General features: G+C 67.5%; 25 protein-coding genes. 7 read left to right on the forward strand and 18 right to left on the reverse strand.

Annotated elements, in window-relative coordinates:
• Positions 1 to 4: 4 nt before the first annotated feature.
• Complete coding sequence (locus ABL843_RS25870; protein ID WP_418120519.1) at positions 5 to 1,399, reverse strand: M16 family metallopeptidase; 1,395 nt, start codon at positions 1,397 to 1,399, stop codon at positions 5 to 7.
• Between the two features lie 77 nt (positions 1,400 to 1,476).
• Between ABL843_RS25870 and ftsY the strand changes: the two genes are divergently transcribed.
• Complete coding sequence (gene ftsY / locus ABL843_RS25875; RefSeq protein WP_418117816.1) at positions 1,477 to 2,709, forward strand: signal recognition particle-docking protein FtsY; 1,233 nt, start codon at positions 1,477 to 1,479, stop codon at positions 2,707 to 2,709.
• 224 nt (positions 2,710 to 2,933) lie between these two features.
• Here the strand turns inward: ftsY and ABL843_RS25880 are convergent, their stop codons facing one another.
• Together ABL843_RS25880 and ABL843_RS25885 are read right to left on the reverse strand one after the other, a co-directional pair.
• Positions 2,934 to 4,742: a hybrid sensor histidine kinase/response regulator gene (locus ABL843_RS25880; RefSeq protein ID WP_418117817.1), complete on the reverse strand. Its 1,809-nt coding sequence runs from the start codon at positions 4,740 to 4,742 to the stop codon at positions 2,934 to 2,936.
• Positions 4,739 to 5,470: a response regulator transcription factor gene (locus tag ABL843_RS25885; RefSeq protein WP_126025548.1), complete on the reverse strand. Its 732-nt coding sequence runs from the start codon at positions 5,468 to 5,470 to the stop codon at positions 4,739 to 4,741. The genes ABL843_RS25880 and ABL843_RS25885 overlap by 4 nt, the downstream gene beginning before the upstream one ends.
• Positions 5,471 to 5,655: 185 nt before the next feature.
• Here ABL843_RS25885 and ABL843_RS25890 point away from each other — a divergent pair, with 185 nt between their 5' ends.
• Positions 5,656 to 6,120, forward strand: a complete 465-nt coding sequence (locus ABL843_RS25890; RefSeq protein ID WP_126025549.1) for a DUF962 domain-containing protein — start codon at positions 5,656 to 5,658, stop codon at positions 6,118 to 6,120.
• Positions 6,121 to 6,218: 98 nt separating this feature from the next.
• A complete protein-coding gene (rpoH, locus tag ABL843_RS25895; RefSeq protein WP_126025550.1) occupies positions 6,219 to 7,160 on the forward strand; it encodes an RNA polymerase sigma factor RpoH in 942 nt (313 codons plus the stop codon).
• A 49-nt stretch (positions 7,161 to 7,209) separates the two neighbouring features.
• On the opposite strand, the gene ABL843_RS25900 is transcribed toward rpoH, so the two are convergent.
• Genes ABL843_RS25900 through ABL843_RS25925 form a run of 6 tightly spaced genes read right to left on the reverse strand, consistent with a single transcriptional unit; the run spans position 7,210 to position 12,356 of the window.
• Positions 7,210 to 8,037, reverse strand: coding sequence for a DNA alkylation repair protein (locus ABL843_RS25900; protein ID WP_126025551.1), 828 nt, complete (start codon positions 8,035 to 8,037; stop codon positions 7,210 to 7,212).
• Between the two features lie 16 nt (positions 8,038 to 8,053).
• Entirely contained in the window at positions 8,054 to 8,671 is a 618-nt protein-coding gene (locus ABL843_RS25905) for an SCO family protein (protein WP_418117818.1), read from the reverse strand.
• A 13-nt stretch (positions 8,672 to 8,684) separates the two neighbouring features.
• Complete coding sequence (cyoE, locus tag ABL843_RS25910; RefSeq protein WP_369660885.1) at positions 8,685 to 9,590, reverse strand: heme o synthase; 906 nt, start codon at positions 9,588 to 9,590, stop codon at positions 8,685 to 8,687.
• Positions 9,587 to 10,807, reverse strand: coding sequence for a COX15/CtaA family protein (locus tag ABL843_RS25915; RefSeq protein ID WP_369660884.1), 1,221 nt, complete (start codon positions 10,805 to 10,807; stop codon positions 9,587 to 9,589). The genes cyoE and ABL843_RS25915 overlap by 4 nt, the downstream gene beginning before the upstream one ends.
• Before the next feature lie 18 nt (positions 10,808 to 10,825).
• Complete coding sequence (locus ABL843_RS25920) at positions 10,826 to 11,506, reverse strand: SCO family protein (RefSeq protein WP_418117819.1); 681 nt, start codon at positions 11,504 to 11,506, stop codon at positions 10,826 to 10,828.
• On the reverse strand, positions 11,493 to 12,356 hold the full coding sequence (locus ABL843_RS25925) for an SURF1 family protein (RefSeq protein ID WP_418117820.1): 864 nt from the start codon (positions 12,354 to 12,356) through the stop codon (positions 11,493 to 11,495). Before ABL843_RS25925 ends, ABL843_RS25920 begins: the two co-directional genes overlap by 14 nt.
• 27 nt (positions 12,357 to 12,383) lie before the next feature.
• Here ABL843_RS25925 and ABL843_RS25930 point away from each other — a divergent pair, with 27 nt between their 5' ends.
• A complete protein-coding gene (locus tag ABL843_RS25930; protein WP_093206674.1) occupies positions 12,384 to 12,614 on the forward strand; it encodes a twin transmembrane helix small protein in 231 nt (76 codons plus the stop codon).
• 77 nt (positions 12,615 to 12,691) lie between these two features.
• On the opposite strand, the gene ABL843_RS25935 is transcribed toward ABL843_RS25930, so the two are convergent.
• The 8 genes from ABL843_RS25935 to ABL843_RS25970 all read right to left on the reverse strand — a co-directional run bounded on the left by ABL843_RS25935 (position 12,692) and on the right by ABL843_RS25970 (position 19,227).
• A complete protein-coding gene (locus tag ABL843_RS25935; protein ID WP_126025557.1) occupies positions 12,692 to 13,573 on the reverse strand; it encodes a cytochrome c oxidase subunit 3 in 882 nt (293 codons plus the stop codon).
• Between the two features lie 72 nt (positions 13,574 to 13,645).
• A complete protein-coding gene (locus ABL843_RS25940; protein WP_418117821.1) occupies positions 13,646 to 13,864 on the reverse strand; it encodes a DUF2970 domain-containing protein in 219 nt (72 codons plus the stop codon).
• Complete coding sequence (locus tag ABL843_RS25945; protein ID WP_184640702.1) at positions 13,861 to 14,487, reverse strand: cytochrome c oxidase assembly protein; 627 nt, start codon at positions 14,485 to 14,487, stop codon at positions 13,861 to 13,863. The genes ABL843_RS25940 and ABL843_RS25945 overlap by 4 nt, the downstream gene beginning before the upstream one ends.
• A gap of 40 nt (positions 14,488 to 14,527) precedes the next feature.
• On the reverse strand, positions 14,528 to 14,641 hold the full coding sequence (locus tag ABL843_RS25950) for a cytochrome oxidase small assembly protein (protein WP_019656111.1): 114 nt from the start codon (positions 14,639 to 14,641) through the stop codon (positions 14,528 to 14,530).
• Positions 14,642 to 14,666: 25 nt separating this feature from the next.
• Positions 14,667 to 16,310, reverse strand: a complete 1,644-nt coding sequence (ctaD, locus tag ABL843_RS25955; protein ID WP_126025560.1) for a cytochrome c oxidase subunit I — start codon at positions 16,308 to 16,310, stop codon at positions 14,667 to 14,669.
• 43 nt (positions 16,311 to 16,353) lie between these two features.
• Positions 16,354 to 17,532: a cytochrome c oxidase subunit II gene (gene coxB, locus ABL843_RS25960; RefSeq protein ID WP_126025561.1), complete on the reverse strand. Its 1,179-nt coding sequence runs from the start codon at positions 17,530 to 17,532 to the stop codon at positions 16,354 to 16,356.
• A gap of 60 nt (positions 17,533 to 17,592) precedes the next feature.
• The gene (locus ABL843_RS25965) at positions 17,593 to 18,069 is read right to left on the reverse strand and encodes a DUF2244 domain-containing protein (RefSeq protein WP_126025562.1); all 477 of its coding nucleotides are present in this window, start codon (positions 18,067 to 18,069) and stop codon (positions 17,593 to 17,595) included.
• 240 nt (positions 18,070 to 18,309) lie between these two features.
• Positions 18,310 to 19,227, reverse strand: coding sequence for a class I SAM-dependent methyltransferase (locus tag ABL843_RS25970; protein ID WP_126025563.1), 918 nt, complete (start codon positions 19,225 to 19,227; stop codon positions 18,310 to 18,312).
• 41 nt (positions 19,228 to 19,268) lie between these two features.
• Here ABL843_RS25970 and ABL843_RS25975 point away from each other — a divergent pair, with 41 nt between their 5' ends.
• The 3 genes from ABL843_RS25975 (at position 19,269) to ABL843_RS25985 (ending at position 20,911) form a co-directional block, all read left to right on the forward strand.
• Positions 19,269 to 19,994, forward strand: a complete 726-nt coding sequence (locus ABL843_RS25975; RefSeq protein ID WP_418120520.1) for a phosphoribosyltransferase family protein — start codon at positions 19,269 to 19,271, stop codon at positions 19,992 to 19,994.
• A gap of 30 nt (positions 19,995 to 20,024) precedes the next feature.
• Positions 20,025 to 20,486: a tRNA (uridine(34)/cytosine(34)/5-carboxymethylaminomethyluridine(34)-2'-O)-methyltransferase TrmL gene (gene trmL / locus ABL843_RS25980; RefSeq protein ID WP_184640704.1), complete on the forward strand. Its 462-nt coding sequence runs from the start codon at positions 20,025 to 20,027 to the stop codon at positions 20,484 to 20,486.
• A gap of 131 nt (positions 20,487 to 20,617) precedes the next feature.
• Positions 20,618 to 20,911, forward strand: a complete 294-nt coding sequence (locus tag ABL843_RS25985) for a DUF4148 domain-containing protein (protein ID WP_418117823.1) — start codon at positions 20,618 to 20,620, stop codon at positions 20,909 to 20,911.
• Between the two features lie 36 nt (positions 20,912 to 20,947).
• Here the strand turns inward: ABL843_RS25985 and ABL843_RS25990 are convergent, their stop codons facing one another.
• Positions 20,948 to 21,418: a MaoC family dehydratase gene (locus tag ABL843_RS25990; RefSeq protein WP_418117824.1), complete on the reverse strand. Its 471-nt coding sequence runs from the start codon at positions 21,416 to 21,418 to the stop codon at positions 20,948 to 20,950.
• Positions 21,419 to 21,471 lie beyond the last annotated feature (53 nt).

Genomic DNA, 21,471 nt, shown 5'->3' on the forward strand with positions numbered 1-21,471 from the left:
CCTTTCAGCGCATCTCGCCCGCGGGCGCGGCGAAGCCACGGCCACGCGGCTTGGCCTCGGGTGGCAGGGGGCGCAGCGTGGCGACGGTGAGCTGGTCGTCGCCGAAGTACTTTGCGGCCACGGCCTGCACCTGGGCGGCCGTGACGGATTGCAACCGGGCGACGATGCGCTCGCTGGCGTCCAGCGGCAGGCCCTGGATCCAGTTGCTGCCGAGCTCGCGTGCCTGCGCCATCACGGAGTCGCGCTTGTAGGTCTCGCTCGCCACCCACTGGGTCTTGACGCGGGCCAGTTCGGCCTCGCCCACGCCCTCCTTGGCGATGCGCGCGACCTGGGCACGCAAAGCGGCCTCGACCACCTCCGCGCTCTTGCCGGCGGCCGGAACGCCGTCGAGCACGAAGAGCTGCGGGCCGCGGCCGACGAAGCCCGAGTAGGCGCCCGCGGAATCGGCGACGCGATCGGGTCCCTGGGTCAGCGCGCGGTCGAGCCGGGCGCCGGAATAGCCGTCGAGCACGGCCGAGAGCACCACCAGCGCCCAGGCGTCGCTGTTCACGTCGTCGATATTGGCGAGCTGCGGCACGCGGTACGCGAGCGACACGTAGGCCTGTTCAGCCGGGGCCTTCAGCTCGATGCGGCGGATGCCGCGCTGCGGCGGCTCGATGCGCGGCTTGCGCGCGGGCACGGCGCGCGAGGGGATGCGGCCGTAGTACTTCTCGGCCATGGCGCGCACCTGCGCCACGTCGACGTCGCCGGCCACCACGAGCACGGCGTTGGCGGGCACGTACCACTGCTTGAAGAAGGCGCGCGCGTCCTCGGGCGTCATGGCGTCGAGGTCGCTCATCCAGCCGACCACGGGGCGATGGTAGGGAGAGGCTGTGAAGACGGCGGCGTTCTGCTGCTCGCCCAGAAGGGCACGCGGCTGGTCTTCGGTGCGCAGGCGGCGCTCTTCCTTGACCACCTCGATCTCGCGCTTGAACTCGTCGTCGGGCCACTGGTTGTTGGCGAAGCGGTCCGATTCGAGCTTCATCACCTGCTCCAGGCTGCCGACCGGGATCTGCTGGTAGTAGCCGGTGTAGTCGCGGGTGGTGAAGGCGTTTTCCTGGCCGCCGAGGGCGGCCACGCGGCGGGAGAACTCGCCGGGCTTGATGTCCTTGGTGCCCTTGAACATCATGTGTTCAAGCGCATGGGCCACGCCGGAGGTGCCGTCGACCTCGTCGATGGAGCCGACGCGGACCCACACCATCTGCACCGCCGTCGGCGAGCGCCGGTCGGGCTGCACGATCAGCGTCATGCCGTTGGCGAGCGTGAATTGCTGGGGACCGGGAGCCGCGGCGGCGCCTGCGGCGGAAGGCGAAGCGGATTGAGCCTGGGCAGGCACGGCCCATGGCGCCAGGAGCGCCATCGCCAGCACCGCACCAGACGCAGCGCGGCGTGGCGGGAGGTGTTTCATAGAATGGCTCGGATTGTAAAAAGCTCCCGATGTTCAGTTTCTTCAAGAAAAAACCGCCTGCCGAGGCCCCCGACGCGCCGGCGCCCACCCCGCCGGCCCCGGCGGCGCCTGCCCCGGACCCCGCGCCCGCACGCTCGGTGTTTTCGCCTTCGAGCTGGTTCGGCTCGAAGCCGGCGGCGGAAGAAACGCCGGCGCCCGCACCGGTCGCCGCGCCAGCGTCCGTACCGGTTCCCTCCCCCGCTCCCGCACCGGCCGCTGCCCCGGTCGTGCCACCCTCCCCGGCCGCCGCTCCTTCCGCCACGCCTGCGCCCGCGCCGACTCCGGTGACCGCCGCGCCGGTTGCCGAACCCGTGATCGCCACCGAGCGCAAGGGCTGGTTCGACAAGCTCAAGACCGGCCTGCGCAAGACCGGCACCGGCATCCAGGCCGTGTTCGTCAATGCGAAGATCGACGAAGAGCTCTACGAGGAGCTCGAATCCGCCCTGCTGATGGCCGACACCGGCGTCAAGGCGACCGAATACCTGCTCGACGACCTGCGCGGCCGCGTGAAGCGCCAGATGGCCACCGATGCTTCGCAGGTCAAGGCACTGCTGGCCGAGACAGTGGCCGACCTGCTGAAGCCGCTCGAGAAGCCACTGGTGATCGGCCAGTTCACGCCCACCGTGATCATGGTGGCCGGCGTCAACGGCGCGGGCAAGACCACCTCCATCGGCAAGCTCACCAAGCACCTGGCCGACGAAGGCGCCTCGGTGCTGCTGGCCGCCGCCGACACCTTCCGGGCGGCTGCGCGCGAGCAGCTGCTGGTCTGGGCCGACCGCAATACCGTCGAGATCGTGAGCCAGGAAGGCGGCGACCCGTCGGCCGTGAGCTTCGACGCGGTGAACGCCGGCCGGGCCCGCGGCAAGGACGTGGTGCTGGTCGACACGGCCGGGCGCCTGCCGACGCAGCTGCACCTGATGGACGAGCTCAAGAAGATCAAGCGCGTCGTCACCAAGGCCGACGGCACCGCGCCGCACGAGGTGCTGCTGGTGATCGACGGCAACACCGGCCAGAACGCGCTGGCGCAGGTCAAGGCTTTCGACGAGACGCTGGGCCTCACGGGCCTGGTCGTGACCAAGCTCGACGGCACGGCCAAGGGCGGCGTGCTGTGCGCCATCGCGCGGGAAAGGCCGATCCCGGTCTACTTCATCGGCGTGGGCGAGAAGCTGGAAGACCTGGAAACCTTCAACGCCCGCGAGTTCGCGCAGGCGCTGCTCGGATAAAAAAAACGGCCCCGGCTTGCGCCGGGGCCGCTCACTTTTCTCTCTCCCCTACCTACTACTCCATCGCGAGCGACGCGATGCAGTGAAGATAGGTCACGGCGCCGACACCCGCCAGTGTCGAAAGTCATGGGCGCAGCCGAACACAACGTCTACGCGCCGCATCAGGCGTTAAAACTAATACAAATGAATTCAAATGCAGGCTGACCCGTTGCAGCCGGCTGGTGCTATCTGGCAACGGCAACCTCGGCCATCGCCTGCAGCAGCAGGTCGGCCACCACCGGCTTGAAAAGCACCGGCACCTGCGACTCGCGCACGCGCTGCAGCCGGTCGGGCGAGGTTTCGCCGGTGATGAGCAGCAGCGGCGTCGCCGCGCCATCGGCCTGGCTCAGCCGCAAGCCCGCATCGAGCCCGTCCGCGCCATCGGCCAGACGGTAGTCGCACAGCAGCAGATCGAAGGGCCTACCCTCGCGTGTCGCCTGGCGCAGGGCTGCCGCGGCGCCGGCTTCGTCCGACACGGCGTGAGCGTCGATGGCGTGGGAGCGCAGCAGGCCGGTCATGGCCTCGCGGATTTCCAGTTCGTCGTCGAGCAGCAGCACGCGGCCGGGCAACGCCAGCGTCGACACCTTGCGCTCCCCGGCGGAGGCGACCTCGTTCATGGAAGCGGGCGCCAGCCCGGCCTGCGCCCGCTCGGGCGCACTCGCGACGGGCACCACCACGCGGAAATGCGTGCCGCGCCCCGGCCGCGAATGCATCTGCACCGGGTGGCCCAGCAGCCGCGACAGCCGCTGCACGATCGACAGCCCGATGCCCAGCCCCCGCGAGCGGTCGCGGCCCGGATTGTTGATCTGATAGAACTCTTCGAAGATCCGCCCCGACTGTTCGGGCGGGATGCCGATGCCGGTGTCGCGCACCTCGATCCATACCGCCTCGCCGCGCTCGCGCGCGGTGACGGTCACGCCGCCGCGCGTCGTGTACTTGAGCGCGTTGTCCATCAGGTTCGACAGCATGCGGTGCAGCAGCTGCGGGTCGCTGTGCACCCACAGGCCGCTGGCGCGCACGCGCAGCTGAAGCTCCTTCTGTTCGGCGCGCGCCGCGAAGGTGTGGTTCAGCGGCAGGAACAGCGCGTCGAGCTGCACCGGCTGCGGCGCGGGCGTGATCACGCCGGCGTCCAGTCGCGACACGTCGAGCATGGTGTCGAGCGAGGCGCCCAGCGCGTTCACCGCGCGCATCAAGCGCTCGGCGTTGCGGCCTTCTGGGCGGTCGCGCAGTTCGTTCTCCAGCGCGGCGCCGAACAGCGCGATGGCGTGCAGCGGCTGACGCAGGTCGTGGCTGGCGGTGCCGAGGAAGCGCGTTTTCTCCTCGCTCGCGCGCTCGGTGGCGGCGATCTGCTCGCCGAGCCGGGCGGCGAGCGCCTCGTTCTCGAATCGCAGCATCAGCGACTCGGTCAACAGCTTGTGCTGGCCGATGCCCGCGTACAGCGTGAGCAGAAGGTAGGCCGCGCCGGCCGCCGCCAGGAACAGGTGCAGCCCGTCGCCCTGCCAGGCCAGCGCGGTGATCATGCCCAGCGACATCGGCATGGTGTAGCCGAAGAGCGCCGGCTTCAGCGGCCACAGCGACTGCGCCGCCCGCGCGCAGCTGCCGACGATCACCGCCATCAGCAGTGAGGTCATCGGCAGGTTGTTGTGCGGCACGATGAGCCAGGGCACCACCGCCGTGACCATGCTCACCAGCGTGACCACCCGCGAGATCTTGCGTGCCCAGTAGGCGCTCTCGCGCACCGGACGCGAGGGGGTCCAGCGCGGCGTGAAGAAGACGTAGATGTCGGCCATCAGCAGGCCGGCGAGCCAGAACAGCAGGCTCGGGTCCTTCAGCTGCGAATAGATGATGCTGCCGAACACGACCACGAAGGCCATGTGCGTGAGCGTCGAGATGCCGTAAGTGCTGTAGACAGAGGCGACGTGCTCGCGCAGCACCCGCTGGCCGAGCGCGTGGTCGGCGGTCGGGGCGTTCGGCGCGGCGGACTGCACGCTCAATGCAGGGTGCTGATCAGCTGGGCACGCGAGCGCATGCCGAAGAGCAGCAGGATGGTCGAGACATGGTTCTTCACCGTGCCTTCGCTCAGGTTCGCGAGCTGGGCGATTTCCTTGTTGGCCTTGCCTTCGAGCACCCACTGCAGCACCTGCATCTGCCGGGGCGTGAGTTCCTGCCAGGCGCTGGCGTGGGCGAACTCGGCATATCCGCTGAGTGCCTTGCCGGGCATGGCCGGGGCCGCCGGTTGCTGCTGCTGTTGCGTGGCGTCGGGGCCGCCGTCGAGCAGGCCGCAGGCGCGGATGAAGCTCACGACCTCCTTGAGATCGGCCGACTTCGGCAGGAAGGCGGCGGCGCCCAGCGCGAGCACGCCCTGCGCCAGGGTGCTGTTGCCGGTGCCCGAGAGCACGACGATCCGCGCCTCGGGAAAGCGCATACGGAACTCGGCCAGGCCGCTCAGGCCGTGGGTGTCGGGCAGAGCCAGGTCGAGCAGCACAAGGCCGATGGAAGCCCGGTGGGCTTCGTAGAGCCTGAGCGCATCGGCGACGTTGCTGGCCTCGAAGACCTCGATGCGCGCGTCGGAGGGACCGGCCTGGGCCTGCACCAGGGCGCAGACACCCAAGCGCAGCAGATCGTGATCGTCCACGACGAGGATCGCCCGGGGCGTGCGGGTGGCCGTACCGGTCTCCGCGGCCGGCGACTGGGATGCGGGTGGAGAGTCGAAGGGAGGCACATGCCGATCTTAGCGATGTAACCTTCTTGTGACAGTGTAGAAAGACACGGCAACAACCGTGGCTGTAGTACCTTATGCTACTTATTTGATAGCATTTTCACATGGCGGTCGCCCTTGCCATCGGGCTTCTCTGTGGGCACCATCGAAAGCCTCGCCGCATCGCACGGCGCCCACGGAGACCTGCCATGACGCACACCGCTGCCGCCCCCCTCGAGTCGAGTGATCGCAAGGTCGACCGGCTGCTCGCCCACTACGAGGAGAGCCACCGCAATCCGACAAACGAGCTGATCCACTTCGCGGCCATCCCGGCCATCATGCTGAGCATCGTGGGACTGCTGTTCGCGATCCATCCCTGGGTGGCCTACGCCTTCGTGGCGGCCAGCCTCGTCTACTACGTCCTGCTGCGGTCCCCCGCTTTCCTGGTGGCCATGCTCGTGCTGACCGCCCTGGCCCTGGTGCTGGTGCATGCGATGGGGGGACTTGTATTGCCGGTTTCCGCCGCTATCTTTGTAGTGGCCTGGGTCTTCCAGTTCGTGGGCCACAAGATCGAAGGCAAGAAGCCCTCGTTCTTCGAAGACATCCAATATCTCTGGGTCGGTCCCCTTTTCGTCTTGTCCAAGCTCTTCCTAAGATTGGGCATCCGCTGGTAGCCATAGGCTATTCCGGCGATAGAAATTCAAGGGAACCCTTGGATTAGCACTCCCTCTAACCGAGTGCTAATATGGCCAACACAAAGGAGTTCCCCCTGATGACAACGCTGTCTGGAGTCTCTGCCAACCAGCTGGCCGTCGCCAACCCGTGGTCGATGGTTCCCCCGCTGGGTAACCTGGACGCCTACATTTCGGCCGCCAACCGCCTGCCCATGCTCACGCTCGAAGAAGAGCAAGGCTACGCACGCAAGCTGCGCGACCACAACGATCTCGAAGCCGCCGGCGCGCTCGTGCTGTCGCACCTGCGCCTCGTGGTCTCCATCTCCCGCCAGTACCTGGGTTACGGGCTGCCGCACGGCGATCTGATCCAGGAAGGCAACGTCGGTCTCATGAAGGCCGTGAAGCGCTTCGACCCCGACCAGGGCGTGCGGCTCGTGAGCTACGCCATGCACTGGATCAAGGCCGAGATTCACGAGTACATCCTGAAGAACTGGCGCATGGTCAAGGTCGCGACGACCAAGGCCCAGCGCAAGCTGTTCTTCAACCTGCGTTCGATGAAGCAGGGCTTCAAGGCCGACTCTGCCGCTGCCGACAACGGCACGCATCGCGAAACGCTGAGCTCCGACGAGGTTTCGCAGATGGCTACCCGCCTGAACGTGAAGCCCGAGGAAGTGCTCGAGATGGAAACCCGCCTCTCCGGCGGCGACGTGATGCTCGATCCGGGCCCGACGGACGACGGCGACGAAGCCTTCGGCCCGATCGCCTACTTGGCCGACGCCTCGCAGGAACCGACCGCCCTGCTCGAATCGCAGCAGCGCGACCGCCTCTCGAGCGACGGCATCGCGACTGCGCTCGAAGCGCTGGACGACCGCAGCCGCCGCATCGTCGAAGAGCGCTGGCTCAAGGTCAACGACGACGGTTCGGGTGGCATGACGCTGCACGATCTGGCGGCCGTGTACGGCGTGAGCGCCGAGCGCATCCGCCAGATCGAAGTGGCGGCAATGAAGAAGATGAAGAAGGCCCTCGCGGACTACGCGTAAGTCCCTTCCTCCTTCCACAAAGACAAAGCCCGGCAGTGCCGGGCTTTTTTCATTGTCTGGACAGCGTTCGCAGCGCCCGCTTCGCGATGTAGCGGGTCTCGGCTGCATCCGACTCCGCCAGCCAACGCGCGCAGAGCTTGTCGACCCACTCGGGCTGGCTCTTGCTCGCGTCGTTGAGCCAGTTCGCCACCGAGTTCTGCACATAGCGGCTGGTGTCGGCGCGCAGCGGTTCGATCAGCGGCAGCGCGCGCCAGGGCTCGGCCTTGAGCACCTCGATCTGCGCACACCACACGCCGCGCGGCCGCGTGAGTTCGCTGGCGAAGCGGCGGATGTTGGGGTCGGCGTCGCGCACCCAGGGCTGCAGCAGCACGAGCGCCTCGTCGAGCGATGCATTCACAGCGTCGCGCACCGCCATCCACGCGATCTCGCGCACGCCGAAATGCGGGTCGGCGGCGAAGCGGCGCACCGACTCCAGCTGCGCCGCCAGCGGCAGGCCCGAGAGCGTGACCCACTGCGCAGCCCAGCAACGGGCCACGTCGCTGGCGTGCGTGGCCAGCCGGTGCGCGACGGCATCGCGCTCGTCGTGCAGCGCGGCCAGATCGTAGAGCGCACGCGCGATGTGCCCGTGCCGCTGCATCGGCTTGAAGGCGCCCAGCATCGCGATCGTGTCGGCCAGCCGCTCGCTCTGCGCGTCCAGCCCGATGTGCCCCGCTACGCTGCGCGCCAGCCGGGGCAGTTCCAGCGCGAGGAATTCGTTGAGATTGACGGTTTCGATCAACCCGTCGTTGAGGGCATCGAGCACCTCGGGCGGGATCAGCGCGATGCGGAACGCGCCCTTGCGCCCCTTCAGGTGCCCGAGGGGATCGATGGCGGACATCGGGTGGCGGCCCCTTTCAGGAAGCCAGCAGCGTTTTCAGGTCGGACACCATCGGCGCCACGCCCGCGCCGTAGCGCGCATAGAGCCGCAGCCGGCCCTGCGTGTCATAGACGTAGCTGGCGGCCGAGTGGTCCATCGAGTAGCTGGTCGGCGTCTTGCCGTCGACCTTCTTGTAGTAGACCTTGTAGTCCTTCGCGACCGCAGCCAGCTGGTCGGCCGTGGGAATCAGCGCGACGAAGCTCGGGTCGAACGCGCCCATGTAGGCCTTGAGCACCTCCGCGGTGTCGCGAGCCGGGTCGACCGTGATGAACAGCACCTGCAGCTTGTCGCCGTCCTTGCCGAGCTGCTGCTTGACCTGGGCCATCTCGGTCATGGTGGTCGGGCAGACGTCCGGGCACTGCGCGTAGCCGAAGAACAGCACGACCACCTTGCCCTTGAAGTCGGCGAGCGTGCGGACCTTGCCGTCGGCGTCCTTCAGCGAGAAGTCCTTGGCGTAGTCGGCGCCGGTGATGTCGACGGCATTGAAGCTCTGCCCGGTCTCGCTGCACGCCGAGAGACCAAGGCCGAGCGCGGCGCTGACGCCCACCCAGCCGGCGCCGGCAGCCATCAGTCGAAGAGCGTTGCGCTTGTTCATTGAAACTTGATGCTCACTGGATGTAGTGATCCACCAGCAGCGCCAGGAACAGCACGCTCAGGTGGATCAGCGAGAAGCGGAAGGTCTTGCGCGCCAACGCGTCGGAGTAGTTGCGCCACAGCGCGAAGGCATAGCCGGTGAAGCCGATGCTCACTGCGACCGCCACCGCCAGGTACAGCCAGCCGCTCATGCCGTGGATGAAAGGCATCAGGCAGGCCGCGAAAAGGATGAAGGTGTAGAGCAGCACCTGCAGCCGCGTGAACTCGTTGCCGTGCGTCACGGGCAGCATCGGAAGGCCGGCCTTGCGGTAGTCCTCCACGCGGTAGAGCGCCAGCGCCCAGAAGTGCGGCGGCGTCCAGAGGAAGATGATGAGAAAGAGAATCCAAGCGCCCGGATCGAGGCTGCCCGTCATCGCGGCCCAGCCCAGCACAGGCGGCATAGCACCCGAGGCGCCGCCGATCACGATGTTCTGCGGCGTGAGCGGCTTGAGGATCACGGTGTAGATCACCGCATAGCCCACGAAGGTGGCGAAGGTCAGCCACATGGTCAGCGGGTTGACCATGAACCACAGCAGCGCCGAACCCGCCGCGCACAGAAGCGCCGAGAACACCAGCGCCTGCCGGTCGCTGAGCTCGCCGCGCGCCGTCGGGCGCCAGGCCGTGCGCTTCATCTTCGCGTCGATGCCCTTCTCGACCAGGCAGTTGAAGGCCGCGGCCGCGCCGGCCACCAGCCAGATGCCGATGCAGGCGACCACAGCACGCTTCACCTCGGCCCACGAAGGCAGCCCCGGAACGGCCAGCACCATGCCGATCAGCGCGCAGAACACGATCAGCTGCACCACGCGCGGCTTGGTCAGCGCGTAATACTGGCGCAGCACGTTGGCGCTGGCGGTTTGCTGAACGGAAATCGGGGTGCTCACGCGGCGGCCTTCCTTTGACTGTTGTTGTTGCGACCGGCCGTATTTTCACTGGCATGGGCGATCTGCGCCGCCGGAGCGCGCCGGCTCTCGCACAGCGCCCAGGTGAGCACCACGGCGAGCGCCGCGGCGCCGCCGGTATGGAGCACCGCAGCGGCCAGCGGCCAGCCGAGCAGCACGTTGCCCAGGCCGGTGGCCAGCTGCAGCAGCGCGAGGCCCGCGAGCCACCGCGCCTGCGGGCGCAGCGCGCCGATGCGGCGCATGCGCCAGGCCAGCACGCCGAGCGCGACGAAGACCGCATAGGCCATCAGCCGGTGCGCGTAGTGGATGGCGGTGAGGGCGGAAAAATCGAGCGGCTGGCCGTCACCGGTCACGCCCAGGTGGCGCCAGATCTCGAAGCCCTGCGCGAAATTCATGGTCGGCCACCAGCTGTCCTGGCAGGTCGGGAACTGCGTGCAGGCCAGCACCGCGTAGTTGGTGCTGACCCAGCCGCCCAGAGCGATCTGCAGCACGAGCAGCACGGTGGTCGCGATGAGGCCGTTGCGCAGCGCGGGCGACACGGGAGTAGGCAGCCGGTCGGCGGCCGCCTGCCGGTAGTGCACGGCCTGGATGCACAGCAGCGCCAGCAGCACCACGGCGCCGAGCAGGTGCAGCGTGACGATCGCGGGAAACAGCTTCCACGTCACCGTGAGCGCGCCGAAGGCTCCCTGCAGGCACACCCAGACCAGCGTGAAGGCCGGCCACCAGGCGCTCAGCGTGGCGTGGTGCTCTCCGCCCTTCTCAGGCGGGATGCGACTCTGGCGCCTGCGCACGATCCAGGTGGCCGCCGCGAGCGTGAGGATCAGCACCCCCACTCCAGTGGCCAGGTAGCGGTGGACCATCTCGACCCACGCCTTGCTGTGCGTGACCGGGCCGGTCGGCTGCGCCGACTGCGCCATCGCGATCTCGTGGCGTGCGCCGTGCGGACTGGCGTTGCCGTAGCAACCCGGCCAGTCGGGGCAGCCCAGGCCCGAATCGGTGAGCCGCGTGAAGGCGCCGAACAGCGTCAGGTCGAAGGTGAGGAAGAGCGTGAGCACCGTCAGCGCATGCAGCCGCCGCGCTGGTCCACTGCCTGCATTGCGGCGCCACACCCACACCAGCGGCCCGAGCGCGATCAGCACGCCGACCGCCATGAGCCAGGCGATGGGCGTCAGGTCGTAGAGCGAGCTCGTGGTGTCCATGCGGCGTCCGTCGTGCCGTCAGCGGCCGGGTTCGTCCCACGACGCCGAGGCGCGCAGCAGGCGGTCGAGGTCGCGCTTGGCGCGGCTCGCGCCTGCGACGTCCATGCGGGCCGGAAAACGCATCATCCAGTTGCCCATGGGGTCGACCACGTACAGGTGTTCGGCCAGCGAGTGGCCTTGCGCGGGCGCTAGCCATTTCGAGAGCTGGTCGGCCGGCACGCGCAGCACGGTCGCGCCGTGCAGGCCATTGTTCAGGCGCTCGGGCACGGGAGCGGCGTCGCTCACCAGCCAGACGCGGTCCATGCGATCTTTCTCGCGGCCCAGGCTCTCGCGCAGCTGCCGCGCCAGATAGAGCTGCTGCTCGCACAGCGTGTCGCATGCAGCATCGGCCACCGTCACCAGCAGCCACTGGCCCTTGAGCGTGGCAAGGTCGACGGGTGCGCCGCCGCGGTCGGTGGCGGCGATCTTCGGCAGCTCGCGCTGCGGGTCGATCAGCTCGCCGTAGACGCTGCGCCCTTCGGGCCGGATCACGTAGTACGTGAAGTACGAGGCGATGACGGGCGATGCGCACATCAGCATCACCGCGATCATCTTCCAGCGTCCCATGGCCGTGCGCCGGCCCTCCGCGCCGTCGAGCGCCTGGTTGGGCGACGGCATCGAATGCACCGTCAGGCCCAGCGGCTCGTCAGAAGCGGCCATCGCGTGCGCGGCGCCTTGAGCGGCGGATGGGCGTGATGAATTGGAACCAGACATAGAGGATGACGACGAGGGCCGACAGGCCGAACCACTGGAATGCGTAACCGTAGTGCCTCTCGAGGCCCAGTGCCGGCGCCGGCCAGTCGCGCTGCAGGCCCTCGGAAGCCGGGCCGCCCTGCTGCAGCGACACGTCGGTGCGCAGGGGCAGCCTGGTTTCGGCACGGAAGGCCTCAAGGTCGAGATTCTGCCGGATGGGCGAATACCCTTCGGCGACCGGTGCCGCAGCAGCGGTGGACGCCGGGGCCGAGGCCGCCGCGGCAGGCGCGGAGGCTGCGGGCACGGGCGCTGGCGCGGCGGAGCCCAGTTCCAGCAGGTGGCTCGGCGGCGGCTCGATCAGGCCGGTGACTTCGACGATGCCGGCCGGCGTCTCGACCGCGCCCAGCTTCGTGCGGTCGACGAAATTGCGCTGGATCCAGCCGCGCTGCACCATCACCGTCTGCTCGGTGCCCTCGAGGGCGAAGGGCGTCAGCACGTAGAAGCCGGGCGTGCCGTGCATCTGGCGGTTGTCGAGATACACGGTCTGCGGCGTGAGCCAGAGGCCGCGCAGGCGCACTGCGCGGTGCATCGCGTCGGAGGCCTTGCCGAGGGCAAGGAACTCTGCCTGCGTCAGCGGCGGCTTCAGCTTCTCGGCGTCGATGCTGGCCTGAAGCGCTTCCTTCTGGGCGGCGCGCGAGAGCTGCCAGCGGCCCAGCGAAATGGTGGCCGACACGGTCAGGGCGGCGGCAATGGTCATCACCCAGAAGCGGCCCCGGCGCAGGCGAGGTTCGTCGGGATACAGGGATACGGGAGTCACTGGAGGGGGCGGGGCGTGCGGCCGATAATGCGGGTCATGAAATACTTCGTCGCCCTGGTGTTCGTGGGCATCTTCGCGAGCCTCGCGTTTGCCCTGTACTTCATGCTGAAGGACGGGCGCAACGGGCGCGCCAAGAGCGGCGGCATGGCGCGCGCGCTCACCGTTCGGATCGGCCTCTCGGTGTTTTTGTTCCTCTGCATGCTGCTCGCCTGGAAGTTCGGATACATCCAGCCAACCGGGCTCCCGCTCGGCAAGTAGATGATGCTCGTGCCAGGAGAACCAAGAAAAAGGCGCCTTCCGGCGCCTTTTTTTTGGAATGCCGCGAGGTTCTTCGCTCAAAGCCAATAGACCAGCAGATAGAGGCCGAGCCAGACCACGTCCACGAAGTGCCAGTACCAGGCCGCGCCCTCGAAGCCGAAGTGGCGCTCGGGCGTGAAGTGGCCCTTGCGCAGTCGCAGCGTGATGAACAGCAGCATCAGCATGCCGATGAACACGTGCAGGCCGTGGAAGCCGGTCAGCATGAAGAAGGTCGAGCCGTAGGTGCCGGAGCTGAGCTTGAGGTTCAGTTCGGTGTACAGGTGGTGGTATTCGTAACCCTGCACGCCCAGGAAGATCACGCCCAGCAGCACGGTGAGCCACATGAAGCGGATCGTCTGCGCGCGATGGCCGGCGCGCAGCGCGTGGTGGGCGATGGTGAGCGTCACGCCCGAGCTCAGCAGCAGCGCGGTATTGATCGTGGGCAGCCAGAACGGGCCGACGGTCTGGAAGGGCTCGACGATGCCTGCCGGCGAGGCGGTGGCGCCGGCGGCGACGCTGGGCCACACGGCCTTGAAGTCGGGCCACAGCAGCGCGTTGTCCAGGCTGCCGAGCGACGGCAGCGCGTGAGTGCGTGCCCACCACAGCGCGGTGAAGAACGCGCCGAAGAACATCACTTCCGAGAAGATGAACCAGCTCATGCTCCAGCGGAACGAGAGGTCGATCTTGTGGCCGTACTGGCCGCTCTCGCTCTCGCCGATGGCGGCGCGGAACCAGACGAAGAGCGTGCCGAGCCAGATCACCATGCCGGCCAGCAGGGACCATGCGCCCCACTGGTGGCCGTTGATCCATTGCGCGGCGCCAAGGATCACGAAGAACAAACCGATCGCGGCCGAGACCGGATAGGCCGAGGGGCCCGGCACGAAATAGTAGGGCGTGGTGCCGTGGGTGGTTGAACTCATATCAGCTCCTGGCTCTCTTTCTTCTCTTCTCGGTTCAATGGATTCTGCTTGCCGTGGAAGGCTTCTTTTCCGTCAGGCCCCGGCCGACGCGACCACATGGCGCACCAGCAGCACAAGCGCGACCACGAAGACCACCACCGCCACGAACGCCACCGCGATGATGTGCAGCGGGTTGAGCTTGCGCAGGTCTTCCTGGTAGGCGCTGTTCTTGCGCACGCCGAAGAACGACCAGCCCACCGCCTTCACCGTGTCCCACAGCGAAGCCTTCGGCCGGTTCGAGGGATCGGTCACGAGCGGGGCTCATTCGTGGTGCCGGAAACTGCGGCCACCGGGGCCGCGGGCGTCTTGCCGCCCACCTCGAAGAAGGTGTACGACAGCGTGATGGTCTTCACGTCCTTGGAAATCTTCGGGTCGATCACGAACGCGACCGGCCACTGCTTCTTCTCGCCCGGATCGAGCGTGTACTGGTTGAAGCAGAAGCACTCGAGCTTGTTGAAGTACGGCGCGGCCTGCTGCGGCGCGTAGCTCGGAATGGCCTGCGCGGCCATGCGGCGGTTCTGCACGTTCTGGAACTCATACATCACCGTGTTGAGCTCGCCCGGGTGCACCTGGATGGTCCGCTCCGCGGGCTTGAAGTCCCACAGGCCGCCGCGCACGTTGGAATCGAACTCGACCGTGATGGTGCGGCTCTTGTCGACCTGCGTGTTGTCGGGCACGCGCACGTTCTTGCCGCCGCTCGCACCGCCGGGCACCTCGAGCTCGGACAGCGCGAGGATGTTGATGCCGGTCATCTCGCAGATCGCGCGGTACATCGGCACCAGCGCATAGCCGAAGGCGAACATGCCGCAGGCCACGACGGCCAGCTTGCCGACCATGCGGACGTTGGCGCGGCGGATGCGAGGACCGAGGCTCATGCGCGTGTGCTCCCGTTCGTTGCCTGCTCGAATGCCCGGTTCAGCGGCCGCTGAACCAGACCATGCGGACGATGAAGCCGATGAAGAACACCACGGCGATGGAGGCCAGCGTGAGCCCCATGCGGCGGTTGTTCCTTTTCTGCTCGGGCGTCATCGTGCTGCGTAGACTGACAGTGCGTTCAACCGATCACCTTGGTGGCGGTCGCGTCGAGCTTGGGCGGGTTCTCGAAGGTGTGGAATGGTGCTGGCGACGGCACTTCCCACTCGAGGCCCTCGGCAGCTTCCCACGGCTTCTGGGCAGCCTTTTCGCCCTTGCCGCGCATCGTGGGCAGCACGATGAACAGGAAGAAATACAACTGGGCAAAACCGAAGAAGAAGGCACCGACAGACGCGACGGCGTTGAAGTCGGCGAACTGCATCGGGTAGTCGGCGTAGCGTCGCGGCATGCCGGCCAGGCCCAGGAAGTGCATCGGGAAGAAGGTCACGTTGAACGAGATCAGCGACCACCAGAAGTGCACCTTGCCGCGCGTCTCGTTGTACATCACGCCGGTCCACTTCGGAGCCCAGTAGTAGAAGCCCGAGAACATGGCGAACAGCGAGCCGGCCACCAGCACGTAATGGAAGTGGGCCACCACGTAGTAGGTGTCCTGCAACTGCGTGTCGATGGGTGCGACGGCCAGGATCAGGCCGGTGAAGCCGCCCATGGTGAACACGAAGATGAAGCCCACCGCGAACAGCATGGGCGTCTCGAAGGTCATCGAGCCCTGCCACATCGTCGCGATCCAGTTGAAGATCTTCACGGCCGTGGGCACCGCGATCAGCATGGTCGCGTACATGAAGAACAGCTGGCCGGTCAGCGGCATGCCGGTCGTGAACATGTGGTGAGCCCACACGATGAACGACAGGATGGCGATCGACGAGGTGGCGTAAACCATCGAGGCGTAGCCGAAGAGCTTCTTGCGGGCGAAAGCCGGCACCACCTGGCTGATGATGCCGAAGGCCGGCAGGATCATGATGTAGACCTCGGGGTGGCCGAAGAACCAGAAGATGTGCTGGTACATCACCGGGTCGCCGCCGCCGGCGGGGTTGAAGAAGCTGGTGCCGAAGTGGCGGTCGGTCAGCGTCATCGTGATGGCGCCCGCGAGCACGGGCATCACGGCGATCAGAAGGTAGGCGGTGATGAGCCAGGTCCAGCAGAACATCGGCATCTTCATCAGCGTCATGCCGGGGGCGCGCATGTTGAGGATGGTCACGATGATGTTGATCGAGCCCATGATCGACGAGGCACCCATGATGTGCATCGCGAAGATGCCGGCGTCCATCGAGGGGCCCATCTGCAGCGTGAGCGGCGCGTACAGCGTCCAGCCCGCGGCAGGTGCGCCGCCGGGCATGAAGAAGGAGCCCACCAGCATCAGCGCCGCGGGGATCAGCAGCCAGAAGCTGAAATTGTTCATGCGCGCGAACGCCATGTCGGAGGCGCCCACCTGCAGCGGGATCATCCAGTTCGCGAAGCCCACGAAGGCCGGCATGATCGCGCCGAACACCATGATCAGGCCGTGCATGGTGGTGAACTGGTTGAAGAGCTCCGGGTTCACCAGCTGCAGCCCAGGCTGGAACAGCTCGGCGCGGATCAGCAGCGCGAGCACGCCGCCCACCATCAGCATGGTGAAGCTGAACAGCAGGTACAGCGTGCCGATGTCCTTGTGGTTGGTGGCGAACACCCAGCGGCGCCAGCCGGTGGGCGCGTGGTGGTCGTGATGATCGTCGTGTGCGTGATCGCCGTGGCCTGCTGCGTGACCGTGGGGGTCGAGAACTGCGCTCATTTCGTTGTTCCTTGCAATTTCTTCGTCGCGGGGCGCTCGCGCATCACTTGGCGCGCAGGGCCAGCACTTCGGCCGGCTGCACCAGCTGGCCCGTCTTGTTCGACCAGCTGTTCTTGGTGTACGTGGCCACGGCCGCGAGGTCGGTATCGCTCAGTTGCTTCCAGGAGGGCATTGCACCGTTGTTCTGACCGTTGAGCAGCACCGTCAGCTGGACCTTGTGGTCGGCGTCGGTCACCTTGGCCGAGCCGTCCAGCGGCTTGATCGGGCCGGCGCCCTTGCCGTTGGCCTGGTGGCAGGCCGCGCAGTTGGCGGCATAGACCTTCTCGCCGCGCGCGAGCATGTCGGGCAGGGTCCAGACCTTGGTCGGATCGTCGAGCTTGGCTGCGGCTTCCTTGCGCTTGGCGGCCACCCAGGTCGTGTAGTCGGCGGCCGAGACCACCTTCACGTGGATGGGCATGTAGGCGTGTTCCTTGCCGCACAGTTCCTGGCACTGGCCGTAGTAGTCGCCCACGGTCTCGGCGCGGAACCAGGTGTCGCGAACGAAGCCGGGGATGGCGTCCTGCTTGAGGCCCAGTTGCGGCACGGCGAAGGCGTGGATCACGTCGTTCGCGGTGGTGATGATGCGGACCTTCTTGTTGACCGGCACGACCAGAGGGTTGTCGACCTTGAGCAGGTAGTCGTCGGGCATCTGGCCCCTGGCGCCCGCGTCGGACATGGCGCGCTGCGAGCTGTCGAGCGTGGAAATGAAGGCCAGGCCCTCGCCTTCGCCGTTCAGATAGTCGTAGCCCCACTTCCACTGATAGCCAGTGGTCTTGATCGTGAGGTCGGCGTTGGTGGTGTCCTTCTGGGCCACCAGCACCTTGGTGGCGGGCAGCGCCATGATGATGACGATGAGGAAGGGCACGATGGTCCAGATGACCTCGACCACCACCGATTCATGGAAGTTGGCGGCCTTGTGGCCCACCGACTTGCGGTGCTTCCAGATGGAATAGAACATCACCGCGAACACGCCGACGAAGATGACCGTGCACAGGATCATCATGATCGTGTGGAGCAGATGCTGCTCCTGCGCGATCTTGGTCACGCCGACCGGAAGATTCAACTGGCGCACCGAAGGGCCGCCGGGCAGATCGTTGACTGCGTGCGCCGCGCTGCTGAAAGCCGCGCCGGCCGCCAGCAACAGATTCGCCGGCCTGTACTTATTGCGCCAAATGCTCTTCATCGTGTTCACGTTTCTTCAATTTTTCGACAAACCCAACCGTGCAGCACTGCGCGAGCCCCCTCAGGCGCCACGCAACGCCATTCGAATCTCGCGGGCCAAGGCCGCACGCAACTCCGGGCGTACATAGCGCCCCACCCTGACCGATCGACCCTGCCCCGAGACCTCGATCAGCGAGCGATCGCCGGTCTGGGGTTCGATCCGCACCTGGTGCGGAAGAAATTCCGTGCGCTCGTAGTGCCCGCCGTTTTCGAGCTCCACGACGAGCCGCCCCTCCTGCAATGCGATCTTCTCGCCGTCTGTCGCATGCCGTGCGTAGACCATGAACGCAAACCCGACAGCGGCCAGTTCGAGCCAGGCAAAAGGCAGCACCATGGGCGCACCGTGCAGCCAGAACAGGGTGCCGATGCCGAGAGATACCACGCACAGCGAGGCGTAGAGCCAGCCCAGCTGGCTCGGCGTCACCGAGCAGTTGCGCTTCAGGAACCAGTGGATGCTCTGGCCTGAAACGGTGGCAAATCGAAACACGGAATTCGACACGGGCGAGTTCAGCAAATCGGTGCGTCGACGGTCGCCAAACCCTCTCGTACGAACAGGATCCGACACCCCTCGATCGCGGGACAATACCCGCGAGTTTCACGCAACGGCGGATTGTAGCGGGTAGATACCTGCGCCCGAGTGCCCTGTGGGACGCCTACGGGTCACTACTAGTAGGCAAGAAACGCCCTGTACGACTAGCGTTTCCGGCACACGTTTTCCACACGCGCCCGCCGCGATCGCTCAGGCGCCCGGACGCCCGCGCTGGAGCATCGATCGCATCTCGCGCAACGACACCGCGCTCTCGGCCGCGAGCGACACGCGCGGCACCGGCTTGAACGCGTGGCCGTAGACGACCTCGAAGGTCAGCGCGATGCGCCCGTCGCCGCCCTCGGCCGGCGCGAGTTCGGGCAGCGCCTTCTTCAACGACTGGAGCCAGCCCTTGCCCCGCAGCGCCGGAAAGCGCGCCGGATGCAGGTTGCGGCCCAGCGTGCGCAGCTCGGCCAGCGCCGCCTCGGGCGTGGCCCAGGTCAGCACGATGCGCTCCATGTCCATCACCGGCTCGGCGAAGCCGGCATGCACCAGCATGTCGCCCCAGTCGTGCATGTCGGTGTACTCGTGGCCCGCGGCCGGCCAGCCGAGGCGGGCATGCAGCGCGCGCAGCTCGCGCACGGTGTCGGGGCCGAGGCAGGAGAACATGAGGAAGCCGTCGGTCGCCACCAGCCTGTGCCAGTGCGAGATCAGCGCCTCGGGGTCGGCCGCCATGTGCAGCGACATGTTGGCCCAGAGCAGGTCGACACCGTCTTCGGGCGGCGCCTCGAAGCGCGCCTTGCCGGCCTGCCAGCGCCGCGCGCTCCACCACGGCGCGGCGAGCGCCTGGCCGGTGGCGGCGGCGAGCGCGGGCTCGGGTTCGATCACGTAGGAGGCCGCGTCCTTGTAGCGGCGTGCGACAAGTTCATGGGCCTCGAGGCCGCTGCGCAGCGGCGCCCAGTCGGCCCAGTGGCGAGGCTGGGCCTTGATCCATTGCAGCCGGTCTTCCATTCGGCGGCCGATTTCCTCGTGCAGCCAGGGAGAGGCGCCATCAGCGGGCGCGAGCCGGCGCCAGCGGGCGGCCGCCGTGGCATCGATGGTCGGCGGTCGTCTTGTGGGGTCGGTGGCCATGGGGCCGTGAGTATATTGAGGCGATGTCCAGCCTCCGGGCCATGTGGCCTTTCGCTCCTCTTTCCCCTTTCGCGTCGTTCGGCTCGCTGCTGGCGCGGCTGCCCAGCCAGTGCGCGGTCTGCCGCGCCTGGCCCTCGCGCCCCGTGTGCGACGCCTGCGTGGCCCGCTTCGCACCGCCAGCCGCGCGCTGCGGGGGCTGCGCCCTGCCCGTGCCAGATGGCGTTAGCCGCTGCGGCGAGTGCGTGAAGAACCCGCCGCCGCTGGATGCCTGCCTCGCAGCCTGCACCTACGCCTGGCCCTGGCCGGACGCCATCGCCGCCTTCAAGTTCCGTGGCGAGGCCGGCTGGGCCGGTCCCTTCGCCACGCTCCTGCGCAGCGCGCCCTGGGTGGAGCCCGCGCTGGAAGCCGGCGACATCGTGCTGCCGATGCCGCTTGCGCGCGGCCGATTGCGCGAACGCGGCTTCAACCAGGCGCACGAACTGGCACGCCGACTGGCGCCAACGAAGACCGACGCCACCCTGCTCCTTCGCACACGCGAAACGCCGGCGCAGAGCGGCCTGTCGCGCGCCGAGCGGCTGCGCAACCTGCGCGGCGCCTTCGCCGTCGAACCGCTGCGCGCCCACAAGCTGCGCGGCCGGCGCGTCGTGCTGGTGGACGACGTGATGACCAGCGGCGCATCGATCTTCACCGCCGCAGAGGTGCTGCGGCAGGCCGGCGCGGCCCACGTCACCGCCATCGTGCTCGCCCGGACCGATCCGCCACGCTGAGCCTCGTGCCGCCCCGCCGACAATCGCCGCATGTTCAATATCGTCCTGGTCCACCCCGAAATCCCCCCGAACACCGGCAACGTGATCCGGCTCGCAGCCAACACCGGCTGCAAGCTGCACCTCGTGGAGCCGCTGGGTTTCTCGATGGACGACCGCCTGCTGCGCCGTGCCGGTCTCGACTATCACGAGTACGCCGAGGTCAGGCGCCACGCCGACTGGCAGGCCCTGCTCTCGGCCGAGCAGCCGGCCACCGATCGCATGTTCGCGCTCACCACGCGCGGCTCGCGTCCGGTGCACGACATACGCTTCCAGCCCGGCGACTGGCTGGTGTTCGGCTCGGAAACCAGCGGCCTGCCGTCCGCGCTGCGCGACGGCTTCCCCGAGGCCCAGCGCCTGCGGCTGCCGATGCGCGAGGGCCAGCGCAGCCTGAATCTCTCGAACGCGGTGGCGGTGACGGTGTTCGAAGCCTGGCGGCAAAACGGCTTCGGCTGACCCATCGGCCGCCCCTACGGGCAACAGGGGCGGACACATCCGACCGGCGAGGTGCGCCGTAAGGAAGACATGCCGGCCATCAGCCGACCGGCATTTGCTCCATCCACCACCTTGCTCCAAGGAGTCCCGCCATGAACGCCAAGCCGATTGCCCTCGCCGCCTTCGCCACGCTCGTTTTCGCCAGCGGCGCGCAAGCCTTCCAGGGAGAGCAGAACCCGCTGCCGCCCGCGCCGTTCCAGTCGACGCTGTCGCGCGCGCAAGTGCAGGCCGATGCGCGCCAGCCGCTGCAGATCGGCAACGGCGGTGCCGGCGTGACGCAGGCCAGGAACGGCAATACCGACCGTGACGCAGTGCGCGCCAGCGCCCGCAGCATCACCCGCCAGGGCGCAGCCACCTATGGCGAAGTGACCGACCGCCGGATGTAGAAAGAACGAGAAAGAGAAAAGAAGGCCGCCGCGCCTTCAGCGGTAGCGGCGCACCACCGACTCGGCCACGCAGGCCGGCTTGGCGGCACCCTCGAGCTCGATGGTGGTTTCCCAGGTCATCTGGAAACCATCGTCGGCAATGGGCTCCGCCGTCAGCAGCTTCATGCGCGCCCGCAGGCGCTTGCCCACCGGCACCGGCGACATGAAGCGCACCTTGTTCAGGCCGTAGTTCACGCCCATGCGCGACTCGACCACGTCCAGCGCCGTCTCGTAGAAGCGCGGCAGCAGCGACAGCGTGAGAAAACCGTGCGCGATCGGCCCGCCGAAGGGGCCGGCCTTGGCCCGCTCGATGTCGACGTGGATCCACTGGTGGTCGCCCGTCGCCTCGGCGAACTGGTTGACCTGCTCCTGCGTGATGGCGATCCAGTCGCTCACGGCGACTTCCTGGCCGACGCAGGCGGCGAGATCCGGAAGGGTCTGGAATGTCTTCTTGGTCATGCGGGGCATTCTGGCGTCTGGGGTCGCCGCGCGGCTGTCGGCCTCGCGACAACCGGGATCAG

The organism is Variovorax sp. 350MFTsu5.1 (assembly GCF_048302515.1).
Taxonomy (GTDB): Bacteria; Pseudomonadota; Gammaproteobacteria; order Burkholderiales; family Burkholderiaceae_C; genus Variovorax; species Variovorax guangxiensis.